The following is a 12706-nucleotide window of genomic DNA, read 5'->3' on the forward strand; positions in this document are numbered from 1 at the left end:
TGTGTTCATAGCATCCTCTCATATTGAACTGACCATATGGAGGATTATACCAGTTTTTAAGAAAACCCACAATATCTAGGTACACTCCAGAGCCTTCTGATTAATGGCACCGGAAAACATTTCATAATAAGCCGCGCCGTCATATTTTTCCTTCCAGACGGCAAACGGATAAACCGTGGCCTCCCTGCCGCTGTTTTCCATGGAATAGGTCTTCCAGGAAAAGCTCTCATTAAGCCTGATCCGGCCCCAGGAATCAAAAGCCAGAATCGGTTTCCGGGTATCATAGGACGGCAGATCCCGATCCTCGTTATCCTTAAGCTGAGCATCTGCGAGTCTGGCAGCGCGCTGCATGCATTCCTTCATCGCATCCCTGAGATTGGCCTGTATGTAACCTGCAGGAGACGGCTTGAAAAGTCCCACTATGGAATCGGTAAGCTCCGGAACTTCCTTAAAGGTGGCCTTTCTGAACTCGTCCATGGAGCTTGGCTGAAGTCCGGAATTCCGGGAGGAAATTATTTCCGCCCAGGTGGGCATCTCGGATTCCTCTACCTGACCAATATTGACATCGCGCTTGGCAAGCTCGGCTACCAGATCCAGCCCCTTTAATTCAAAAATAACAAACGGGTTGGCGTCAATCACCTGACTGAATTTATAGATTACCGCTGCAATATGCTTGCAGGGCACTGCGGTATCCGGACAGGAGCATGATGCCTTAAGATCGCTCCACTTTTCGGGAAAAATGTTTATCCCCTGCTCCCGAGCCAGAGTGTCAATCTCCGGCGCCAGTTCCCGCGCCGACAGACGCGCCAGAATCACCGGGTTTTCGGCAATAGCATCCAGAAGACGCGTCTTTTCCTCCTCGGTGAATTTCGGGAGCCGGATTTTTACAGAATAGAACGGATCATACTGACCTTCCACCCGGGCCTTGATCATGTTCTGATCCGGATCCAGGTTCGGAGAATTAACCTTTCCTTCATTAGCGTAGGCAAAGCCGCGGGGAATGCGGTTTTCGTAATCGATACCGGTAAGGGCGTTAAGCCATCTTTCACCCCACCAAGTTGTGCCGTATTCATTTTTTGCAAGCGTCATTTTGTAAAAATTCCATAAACTCTCAAATCAGTATGATCCGTTCACATCCCTCGCAGCGCAGGGCTGTCAAAACTTCGGACGGCAAAACACCAGTGAAAGCGCAAATATTGCGGGATGTGAAAGCAGGGACGGGTAATTTTATCCCATATTGAGACATCAAAAAAGGTACTGTTCCCGAAATAAGCCCGAAATAAAATGAACACATTTTTCAGAAGCATTGCCTGGCAGCGCTTTTCCGGACTCCGGGGATTGAAAGAAAGGCATCAGGTATAAAGTCAGTGCTCTAGGACTTCTTAAAATTCCAGGGCATTGCCTGATCATGAATAGCATTTCTTCTGACCAAGCCCAAATTCCGATTATGCTCGCGGATTTTGTCCCTGTAATTTACACTTCATCTTTGTCTTTCATTCTATTAAATTTTACCTGACCATTTATAATTAACGGCAATAAATAATCCTCCAAATTCATTAAATATAGATTTTCAGCATTATTCTTTTTGATTTGCTGAAATATTACTGCTACTTTCTCGTCATATTTCTTTATTAGCTCTATTGGTGGTATTGCAATTTTTGAATGATGTAGGTGTTCTGCCGTTATGTGTCCCATAGTGGTTTTTCTGGATTGTGCTATTCGACGGAAATTCGATATATACGCATTAAGTTGCATAAATGTATAAAAGCTATATCCTGTTAATGGTACAACTTTAAAAATATGCTGGTTAAGCCCTGCTGGCCCTCCATACCAGAACATTGTTTCTAATGACGCAGACCATGAAAATAAAATATCACCGTCAAAAATCATTTTATCTTCAGGAATATTTATTGAGACATGTTCTGTTGCATCAGTTATACCATCATGCATCTCAGTAATTTTGATAACTGGCAAAAAGGGTTCCCCCTCTGCTGGTCTATATTTTTGACAAGCTAAACCATTTATAAAATCCGCTATTTTGTAAAGACTACCCACCTTCCAATCACAAGGTATATCCATATCCAATTCTTTGCAATATACCATATCTCCTTTATTATTCTTATATGGCATCCCATTCTCATCCGGGAAATTATATTGTAAAAACCAATAATCAAAAATACCTTTAGCAATACTAAACAACTCATCATTTATGTTTTGGTTTACATTATACTTCTGCTCAAGTAGGTACATAAACTTTCCGATTTTGATTTGTTCATCGTAAGCCGGCACCCATACATCGACATCATATACCTTATCAGGAGAAGTATTCCTTTGCTTAGTCGCAGATGCCGTTGCTTCTATCTGCTTTTTTACCAAGTTAGATTTAAGCAGATAATGCAGATAATATTTATCCGCCTTCCCTTGGTATGGATATATTCTACCGACTCGCTGATTTAATACGAACTGATATCCTTCAGTATGTGGAACAAAAGCAGTATTCCCCAACAAACCTATTACTTGTTCTGTGAGTGGAATAATCAAATCCCCTTCTTCAAGGATGTATTCGTGTGGAAAATCATCTGGATAATAACTTTTTTTACCATCATCAACATATTTAAAGTGATTATCCTCACCTATATTTCCCAACGTACATAAAAGATAGGGACTATTATCAATATACTTTTCACTTTTAAAAGCATATCCTTGTTGTATCTCAAATAGGTCGCCTAATTTACACTTCATCATAAATCAGTTCTCCCAATCCAGATAGTATCTGTTCTTGCAAAGAAGAGCCTTCTTTAAAATACTCTGATAATTTGGTCTTGTGTGCAGAAATCTCATTTTTAAAATCATCTTCTGACAATTCAACATATTCCATCTTTGCTTGATAGTATTGCCCTGACGAGAAAGAATAACTCTTATCTTTCATTACCGCTTTATCAATATATACAGAAGTATCTTCTATTTCTTTTTTAGTCTTAAATATCTCAATTATTCGGCTTATTTCTTCCTCCGATAAAAGAGTCCGTTGCCCATCACTTAAACTCACTTTTTCACCAAAACGAGATGCATCAAATAAAAATACCCTTTCATCTGATTTCGCCTTGTCAATAAAAAGAATTGATACATTTGTTCCTGTGGTTGCAAAAATATTACTTGGCATAGATATTGTTCCTACAAGCCAATTATTTTCTATCAGCCTCTCCCTGATACTATATGCTATCTTTGAAGCCCTTTTATTCTTATCAAGAAATCCTGTTGGTACAACTACAGCAGCTTTCCCTTTGTCACTTAATGATGCCATTATGTGCTGCAAAAAGGTTAGATAAATTGCCATATCTGTTTTATCAACCCGGGGTATGTTGGGTATTCCAGCAAAAAACCTGCCATAGGGGTCTGTCTGCATTGTGGCTACATCAGCACTGAAATCTACATTAAAAGGAGGATTAGATACAATAAAATCAAACTGTTTGAGTTTATCACCATTCAGGTGAGAAGGTTTAGTCATAGTATTACCTTCAATGACATTCGCCAAGCTATGAGCCAAGTTATTGAGAATAAGATTAATTCTCAAAAACTGTGTCGATTTCTGAGACCTATCCTGACTATACAGCGTGCAGTTTTTGACTCCGATAGCATTTGCCATAGAAAGCAATAAAGTACCTGACCCAGCTGCAGGGTCATAAACTGATACACGGTCAACAGGCGTATCATTATAAAGAATATTAGCCATAATAGCTCCAGCAAATGCAGGCGTATAATACTCTGCATATGAACCAGAATCTTTGTTATAGTCCTTTATCAAATACTCAAAAATGGTTGAAAAATAATCCCATCCTTTGCTATATATACCTATGAATGTATATTTATTAAGTATGTTTATTGACCTTTTTGCTAGCTCAGCCTCTTTATCTTCATCTCTCAAAAAAACAGAAAGGGGTTCTAGCAATGGCTTTCTTGTTCCTGATGTTGTCTCAATAGAATAAATCTCTTTATTAAGCTCGCTAATATCAGTAAAAGCTTGGTCAAATAACGCTGGAAATTCCGGCTCATTCTGACGCTGAAACAGATTATTAAGTAGATATTCTTCATTTATTCTCGCGGTATCTGCATCTGCAAAGTCGATAAATTCTTGATAATTCTCATCTTTGTTTTCTCTGTTTTCAAACTCCTGAACCAACTTATCGTTTAAAAACTTATATGTGAATAACTCACTGATAATTTTGTATTCATCTCCAGTATTATTAAGACCTAAATCAGAAGTCATTGCCTTAAGGTCATCAATCATACCTTTAATATTATCTAGATATTCTTCAATGCTCATTTTTGACCATCCTATTCTTGACTAAATTTGTCATCTATAAACAGATAGATAATGTTTTCAACCTGTCTACGTGATACATCATTAAATCCCTCTACCACCAAAGCTTCACGTACTGGTCTAAGCAAACTTCTGACAATAACTCCATGCGATGGGTGCTGCATATGGCCAAGTTCAGATTCTATGGCAAATATGGTCTTGGTCATGATATTTTTAGCCTTTGTATTATCAAGATTCTCAGAATAGCTCTCCACTAATCTTTTATGGATTCTCATGTATTCTTCACTACCGTTATATAGATTAGCAAGACTTGTATTATTTCCATTAAGTATCTGCATTTCTTTTGTCAGGGCTTTAATACTATCAAGAAAAGCTTTTACCTTTGATGTAGTATCAGCATTATCCTTAAAATCTTTTATAGCCTGCTTATATCTATTATGAATATCCTTAAATACATGGTCGTCCTTGTCAGTATTTGAACTTTCTGCGTTAGTGTATTGACCTATGATATCAAGAACATCTTGCTCTGATGTAAAATCAAGGTCGACTTCTCCTGTCTTTATAAATTCAACAATCAGGTCTGTAAAATCAATCAGGTCACCACCATTATCATGGTTAAGTATATGTTCAGCAATCAACAACTGTACACGTCTAGCAGTCTCATAAGATGCCATTTTGATACGCTCTATCGGAATAGCAGATACATCAACATGAGACATTTTTAATTCGTTATAATATCCTTTATAATCCACAAGCCATCCATCAATTTCCCTAACGGATTTCTCATCAAGTGGTTCTATCTGTTTTCTGAATGCTTCTAGGTTGTTTTCTATATTACCCATATAGATAAACAGTCTGTTTTCCAAATCTTTAATCTTGCCCTTAACTTCTTCTACATCTACAAAGATGTCATCAACATCCTTTACATCCTCATCATCTCCGATATCACTTCTTAGTTCTTCGAGATATCTCCTGTTAGTATCCTCAAATTCCTCTGTAACATCTACGAAATCCACAACATAACCGTATGTCATGGCTTTATAAGGCCTATTAACACGGGCTAAGGTCTGTAAGAGGTTATGTTCGCGTATGGTACGGAGCAAATAAAGTCTTTTTAATCTTGGTGCATCAAACCCTGTAAGAAGCATATTAAACACAATAACACCTTTATACTTAATCTCTACTTCTCCAGTGGAGTTATTGCGCTTTCCTCGAAATAGTTCCTGCTTTTCTTTATTGCCTTCTTCATCATGTAGAACAAGTGCGGTGTTTATATCTGTGTTATCTTCATACCATTTTTGGATTTTTTTTGCTTGTTCAGATGATGTAGCAACAATCATGAATCCCATACTATCATCTTCCATAGTCTCTTCAAACATTTTGAAGTCATCTCTAATATACTCGCAAAGTTGTCCAACAAATGGGTCACAAGCCAAAGTTTTGTTCCATTTTTCTGCTGGAATGATTTGTCCATTAGCAAGTTCCAGCATTTTTCTAATATCATTACGGAATTTTACATCAATTGCTTCTTTCTTTATTTTTAAAGTATATCCATCCGCAATTGACTTGTTGTAATAGTATTTATGTATGTATTTATTGAACAAGTCAGTAGTTTTAAAGTCTCTCTTAGGTCGTCTATACTTTTTACCTTCTTGGTCTGTTACAGTCTCAAGGATAGGTGTTCCAGTTAGTCCAATAAATATACCATCTTTATCAGCACCAAGAAGATTGCCTAGAAAAGTGCCCTTAGGCTTATATCCTCGGTGAACCTCATCAAGAAAGTAAATACGCTGAACGGTGATATGTGCAGTAGGTATCGCAGTACTATCATCTGAAAATTTCTGAATATTAACAACATTCATGGTTTCTTTATATTGTCCGCGCTGTGAATCATTGGGAATAACTACTGGGCTCTGCATATTATCAACAAAATCTGATTTACTATTTATTGACGCGATTGTCATTCCACGTGCAGAAAATTCTGTATTTGCCTGATTCAGCAAATCCAAACGGTCAACTACAAAATAAAATTTTGTTATTACACGCTTCTTTTGATAATAATCCCTTAAAATATTTGTGGCAAAATATGCAAAAGCAGTCTTACCAGAACCTTGAGTATGCCACAAAACGCCTCTGTGTGTACCGCAATCAAGGTCATTAATCAAACATTGTAGTGCAAAATACTGTGGATACCGGATAATATGTTTGTTAAAACCATCCATGGGTGAATCAACGTATACTATCCCATATCTGATGAAAAACATGAACCGCTGTGGACTATATACTGAAGTAATAAAAGAATTTGCTGGAGTACTCTTGCATAAATTCTCTTCAAATTCATTATCATGGCGGATTGACATGATATTATTATCAGACAAAACAGTTGTGATATCATCTTCTGAAACAAAATCCATTACCGGAATTTCTTGCTCTTCGCGAAAATGATTGAACTTAGTATGTTTAGCATCATTAGGTGTTGTATAAAAGGAACCTAATCTTTTAGTCTTAGCTTCATCATCGTAATTCTGATTGTTACTAAACCCCAGCACTTGTAACTGATTAAAAAAATGTGTTAATTCCGGCTTATTTAGTCGTTCATTCATTCTGTTAAACTCAGCCTGAATGCCATATTGATTGTTCGGTTTTTTTACTTCAACAAAACCAAGTGGTATGCCATTTACAATAATAGTAATATCTGGTCTGAAAGTATTATCTCTTTCACCTTTGAAGGGCAATTCCGAGACAACACGCCAGTCATTATTTTCGGGGGCTTCTAAATTAATAAGGCGCATTTTTTCACTATATGCTTTTAAGCGCTCAAAAAAAGCCTGTCCTTTATCTCTACTATTATCTGTAATATCAGCAATCTCTTTTATTGTTTCTTGAATATCTTTGTCGGAATATCCCTTATTATTTATGCTTTCAACCGATTTTTTAAAAATATCAACAAATATATTATTCCTTAAATCAATATTTTGATTCTTTTTTGTCTGATATTTATAACCCAGCCTCAAAAAATGTATTAATGCTGGAATCTTTACTCTGCTATCCTCATTGAATTTCATATATAATCATCCTTCTCTGAATATTTGAACATTCACATCTAAGAGTAAGGCTATTCTGTACCTTGTGTGACGGCCTTAACTACATGCATAAAAAAATTGAAAGGTAAAAAGTCATTTCCTTAAACTCTTGCGAATGTCTGAAATGAGCTATGGAGCAATGAAATTACCACATTAAGTTTACTAAAAAACGTGCTTTGTTTGAACAAGAATCAGACGCACGTAGACAAAATTGAGGGCAAGATTGATATTGAGGCTCGTTGTGCAGTCGTAGTCGAGGGTTTCACCACCCGCGAAATCATAATGATTCATGATCGCCCAACCCACTTGCAGTCCCAACTAAAAATTACGCTCATATTTCACACCGCCGCTAGGGGTTTTCCGGACAGACAGGTAGCAAACAGGGCGGAGGACTAACGTCACTCCCTAACTCCAAACCGAGAGCCACCACTACGCCCAAACCAAAAAGAAATCTGTGCCAACAAAATAGTAGCCACAACTATGCTGTATCTCTCCGCCTTGATATGTTTTCACATACAGCCAAAATCGCTCTTTACAGCCATGCTCAAAAAAGCATCAAACTTCTCAAATCCTTTGATTTCATAGCTTTCCGAACACCCTTATTTTCCCTTTGATAGCAGAACTACCGTCTCAACATGTTCCGTGTTCGGAAACATATTGAAAGCGCTCCATTTCTCAAAAACATACCCGTTTTCCAGAAGAGGCTTCAAATCCCGGATCATGGTCAGGGGATTGCACGAAACATAAACCACCCGGGGCACCTTCTTTCTGATAAGATGCTGCATAACCTTGTCGGCGCCCTGCCTGCCAGGATCCAAAAGCACCTTGTTCACCTGACTTTTGGCCCAGACGGTCTTCTCAAAATCATCGGAAAGATCCTGCAGAATAAACTCCGCATTGGAAATCCCCAGAGCCTCGGCATTCATCCCGGCTTCCTGAACCATGTTTTTCACCACCTCAATGCCGTATACATGCTTCACCTTTCCGGCCAGTGCCAATGCAAAATTTCCGCCTCCTGAAAACAGATCCCAAATCTCATCATCAGGAGCGGGATCCAGAAATTCCGTCACCGCAGCCACCATCCGGGCATTCATTTCACCGTTAACCTGAATGAAATCTCCGGGAGTGAAAGACACCTTTACGCCGGCATCGTCATACCAGAGACGTTCTCCCCCGAAAATCTCCGGATTAAGAAACTTAAGCTCTTCCCGCTGCACCAGATCCTCCCGGCCCTTCTCATGACGGATCTGAAGGTACACCGCCGTTTTCTCCCGGTTTCCGAATTCCAGGAAAAGCTCCTCGTCGCATTCCGGAAGCACGTTGATGGTTCTTACCAGCACGGCTTTGCCATTGTTGCCGGAAACAAGCTCCAGATGCCCGATAAGCTTGTAGTTGGAAAGCTTAAGAAGAGTCTCCCGGAGGGGAGTGATCAAATGCGAAAGCTCCTCCTTCAGCACCGGACACTCGGTGATTTCAACGATTTTGCAGTTCTTCTCCTGACGGAAGCCCAGGTGAATTTCCCGGCGATCCCCCTGAACAGACAGCCTCAGGGATCTCCGATAGCCGTAACGGGCGCCGGTTTCCGCTCTGTCCGGTTCCGGAATTTCCAGCCGAAACACCTTGTTCATCAGTCTCCTGATGCCGTTAACCTTGCAGAGAAGCTCCTCCCTTTCCGACATATGCTGGAGACTGCATCCGCCGCATTTCCCGAAATACCGGCAGACCGGCTCCTGTCTTTCCGGAGAACGCTTAAGAACATTGATAAGCTCCGCCTCGCCGACATTGCCCTTTCTGGAAAGCTCTCTGACCACCACCTCCTCCCCTGGCAGAGCCCCGGACACAAACCAGGTGACGTCCTCCCTTTTGCCCAGCCCCTTTCCTTTGATATCGGCATCGGTAATCACCACCGAAAAATGCTTGGGAGATGCTTTTTTTGCTTCAGGCTTATAAAACTTGACCATAAACGGAGACCTTATGACTTTAACAGAGCAGTGGGGAGAGAACCGAAGAACGCAAACCCGCCCGTTGTTTTTGCTTTAATAAATGGTTTAATCAAGGCTATTCTTGTTAAAATTGCACTAAGCTTTTGACAGATTATACCGTAAAAACCCCCGGGGCTGCCCCCTGCTGCGTTTTTCCCAAGCTGAAGGTTCCCATGAACAGACACGGCCTCCGCACAAGAATTCTGCTGTTTTCCATACTGCCGGTATTTCTGGTAGGCGTCGGACTCGCCACCTTCTTTACCATTACCAGCTATCTGAACATCAATAACCGCCTTGTCCATGAAGGAGAGCAGATCATCTATCCCCTGAGCACCAATCTGAGCTTTGCCATCCAGCAAAAAAAACAGGCCATGGTACAGGGGCTCATCAACGAGGCCTTCCGTCAGAACAGCGCCAAAATCCTCGCCATCGCGGTCTATGATCGCCACAACAAAATGATGGCCACCTCCAACATTTCCCCGGAAATGAACTATCTGGATCTTGAGAGCGCTGAAAAGCCCTTCATCTCCAGCATGAACACCGTGGAATACCGCAATGACGGCTTTATCATGAGAATGCCCATATACGCCTATGACGAAGCCAGTCTCATGACTCTTTATGACACCGAGTTATCACAGGACAGCAAGGAAAGCAATAAAGCCGCTGAAATAGCCGATCCCCAGATAAATTATCCCCGGCCCCTGGCGGGATATGTCAGCATTTATATCCTGTCCGAAAGCGCCATCATAAAATCCCATACTGACCTTATTATCACCCTCTGCCTGATACTCACCGGCATTCTGGTGGCCCTGCTGTTCGGCATTAACCTCAACAGCGTGATTGTGGATCCCATAAACAAGCTCAGCGCTACCATTTATGCCATAAGAGAGGGCAATGTTAACGTCAAGGTTGACGGCACCATGCTGGGAGAGCTGGAAAGGCTGCGCTCCTATATCAACACCATGACCAGCGCCATGCAGGAGTTCAGAAACGAAATGCAGTACAGCGTGGATACGGCCACCAACGACCTCCGCAAGACGCTGGATCGCTTCGAGGAGCAGAACGAAGCCCTTAAAAAGGCAAATTCCGATGCCACCATGGCCACCCGGGCAAAATCTGAATTCCTGGCCAATATGTCTCATGAGCTCAGAACCCCGCTGAACGGCATTATCGGCTTCGCCAAGCAGCTGAAAAAGCAGGCGGCCACCAGCACCCAGACAGAGTATCTGACCACCATTGAGGGCTGCGCCCGGAATCTCCTCAGCATTGTGAACAACATTTTGGACTATACCAAACTGGAATCCGGCAAACTGACTCTGGAGGACATCCCCATCTCCATTAAGAAAATCTCCTACGAGGTGATCCGCATCCTGACTCCGGCAGCCCACGAGGCCGGACTGGAGCTTACGGCTACCATCGACAAGTCGGTGCCGGAAAACCTCATGGGAGATCCTCTCAGAATCGGCCAGATCCTGACCAACCTCATTGGCAATGCCGTAAAATTCACCAAAACCGGCAACGTGGCCCTGATAATCGAACCGGATCCTTCCAGAAAAAGCACCCTAAACTCCTGCTGGATCAGATGTGAGGTGCGGGATACCGGTATCGGCATTACCGAGGCGCAGCAGATGAAGCTCTTCTCGGCATTCAACCAGGCGGATGCCTCCATCGCCAGAAAGTACGGCGGCACCGGCCTCGGCCTGGTTATCACCAAGCACCTTATTGAAGAAATGCACGGACAGATCAGCGTCTCCTCCTCCAAGGGCAAAGGAACCACCTTTGCCTTCAACCTGGAGCTCAAGAAGGGAGAGCTTTCCAGGCTCCCGGTGCCGAAAGAGCTGGACAGCCTGACCCACCGCCAGATCGTACTGGTGGAGGCCAATACCTGGGTGCGGGAATCTCTTAAGAAAATGCTGGAGGACTGGCATCTCAACGTTATCCCCCTGTCCCAGTTGGCTCCGGTGGCATCCCTCCCGGATCGTGATGAATGCCGCTACCTCATTATCGGGCTCAGCAAGAATTTTGATTACAACCACTTCTATGCCGACTTTACAAACCTTTCCCTGAAAAAGCTTGACCGGGTGGTGATTGCGGTAAACACCATGGACGAGATGGTAAAACAGAAGCTTAGCAGGCTCTCCCCCAAAGTCTCGGTGATTTCCAAGCCCGTAATTCCTGAAAACCTCCTGGATGCCCTGAGAGGAATTCCGGAGGAGAATGCCTTAGAGGAAGCTCCGGCCGGCGTTTACACCATTAAAAACGGCTCGACCGATTATTCCCGGATTCTGGAAACCGCCTCCCCGGCGCCTGATGCCGGCATCAGCATCGCCGACCGGCACCGGCTTCTTCCGGCTACTGTTCTCGCCGTGGACGACAACCGGGCCAACCTTCTCCTTATAAAAACCCTGCTTTCGGAAATGGCCTCCAATATCTACACCGCGGAAAGCGGCGAGGAAGCGGTGGAGCTTTGTCTCCATACGGAATTTGACCTTATCTTTATGGATATCCAAATGCCGCGGATGGACGGTCTGGAGACCATGAAGAATATCCGGGAGTCCACCCAGAATCAAAAAACACCGGTGGTGGCTGTTACCGCTCTGGCGGTGCCTGAGGAGCAGGAGCGTTTTATCAAGGAAGGCATGAGCGATGTGCTGTCAAAGCCGCTGGATGAGAGCGCTCTCCGGAATCTGGTGCATAAATACTGCGGCGCCAAAGGAGCGGCTCTGGCTCAGAATACCGGCTCATTTCCGGCAGAAAAGGATCGGCCGGAGCCTGAGACCGCCGGGAGCGCAGAAGATGCCAACGCCATCTGGACTCTGACTGCGGCCCTGAAGGTTTCCGCTAACAAGAAGGATCTGGCCCGGGAAATGCTGACCATGCTTCTGGACTCCCTGCCGGAATTCCGGGAAAAACTGTCCCGCCGGGAAGATATTCCCTCCCTGGAGCTGGCTAAGATCATTCATAAATTCGCCGGTTCTGCCGTATACAGCGGCATGCCCGGCATTAAGAAGCTGTGTAACACCATTGAATCAATACTCCGGGAAACCCAGAGCCAAGAGGAATGCGAACCCGAGCTTCTGGAGCTGGAGGATAATCTGGATCGCATTGAAAAGGAAAGCCCGGCATGGCTGAAGCAGCTGGAGTAGCATAGATTTCGCCGGTAAAAGCCCGGTAAAAAGAAAAACGGAGAAGAAGCAGTCTCGTGCCTCTTCTCCGTCTGGTTTGCGTCAGATCCCCGCTGGCTTTGCTGTCAGCTCTGGGGCGGAAAGCATTCAGAGATCAAAGTTTATGTCCCGATCCTGAGATGTTTCTTCTGACTG

6 protein-coding genes are annotated in these 12706 nt (G+C 43.0%); 1 reads left to right on the top strand and 5 read right to left on the bottom strand.

Going from position 1 to position 12706, the window contains the following annotated elements:
* Positions 1-75: 75 nt before the first annotated feature.
* From ACJROR_RS10205 to rlmD, 5 genes are all read right to left on the bottom strand, one after another.
* Entirely contained in the window at positions 76-1089 is a 1014-nt protein-coding gene (locus tag ACJROR_RS10205) for an SWIM zinc finger family protein (RefSeq protein ID WP_406546965.1), read from the bottom strand.
* Positions 1090-1473: 384 nt separating this feature from the next.
* A complete protein-coding gene (locus ACJROR_RS10210) occupies positions 1474-2745 on the bottom strand; it encodes a restriction endonuclease subunit S (protein ID WP_406546966.1) in 1272 nt (423 codons plus the stop codon).
* Entirely contained in the window at positions 2732-4324 is a 1593-nt protein-coding gene (locus ACJROR_RS10215; RefSeq protein ID WP_406546967.1) for a class I SAM-dependent DNA methyltransferase, read from the bottom strand. The genes ACJROR_RS10210 and ACJROR_RS10215 overlap by 14 nt, the downstream gene beginning before the upstream one ends.
* Before the next feature lie 11 nt (positions 4325-4335).
* Positions 4336-7386, bottom strand: coding sequence for a type I restriction endonuclease (locus tag ACJROR_RS10220; protein ID WP_406546968.1), 3051 nt, complete (start codon positions 7384-7386; stop codon positions 4336-4338).
* Positions 7387-8003: 617 nt separating this feature from the next.
* Positions 8004-9365, bottom strand: a complete 1362-nt coding sequence (rlmD, locus tag ACJROR_RS10225; RefSeq protein WP_406546969.1) for a 23S rRNA (uracil(1939)-C(5))-methyltransferase RlmD — start codon at positions 9363-9365, stop codon at positions 8004-8006.
* 194 nt (positions 9366-9559) lie between these two features.
* Here rlmD and barA point away from each other — a divergent pair, with 194 nt between their 5' ends.
* Positions 9560-12532: a two-component sensor histidine kinase BarA gene (gene barA / locus ACJROR_RS10230; protein WP_406546970.1), complete on the top strand. Its 2973-nt coding sequence runs from the start codon at positions 9560-9562 to the stop codon at positions 12530-12532.
* Positions 12533-12706: the final 174 nt, after the last annotated feature.

The sequence above is a fragment of the Succinimonas sp. genome (assembly GCF_045225735.1).
Taxonomy (GTDB): Bacteria; Pseudomonadota; Gammaproteobacteria; order Enterobacterales; family Succinivibrionaceae; genus Succinimonas.

Coding starts and splice junctions, on each gene's coding strand:
- ACJROR_RS10220 (WP_406546968.1), bottom strand. CDS start 7,386: ATGAAATTCAATGAGGATAGCAGAGTAAAGATTCCAGCATTAATACAT.
- ACJROR_RS10205 (WP_406546965.1), bottom strand. CDS start 1,089: ATGACGCTTGCAAAAAATGAATACGGCACAACTTGGTGGGGTGAAAGA.
- ACJROR_RS10215 (WP_406546967.1), bottom strand. CDS start 4,324: ATGAGCATTGAAGAATATCTAGATAATATTAAAGGTATGATTGATGAC.
- ACJROR_RS10210 (WP_406546966.1), bottom strand. CDS start 2,745: ATGATGAAGTGTAAATTAGGCGACCTATTTGAGATACAACAAGGATAT.
- rlmD (WP_406546969.1), bottom strand. CDS start 9,365: ATGGTCAAGTTTTATAAGCCTGAAGCAAAAAAAGCATCTCCCAAGCAT.
- barA (WP_406546970.1), top strand. CDS start 9,560: ATGAACAGACACGGCCTCCGCACAAGAATTCTGCTGTTTTCCATACTG.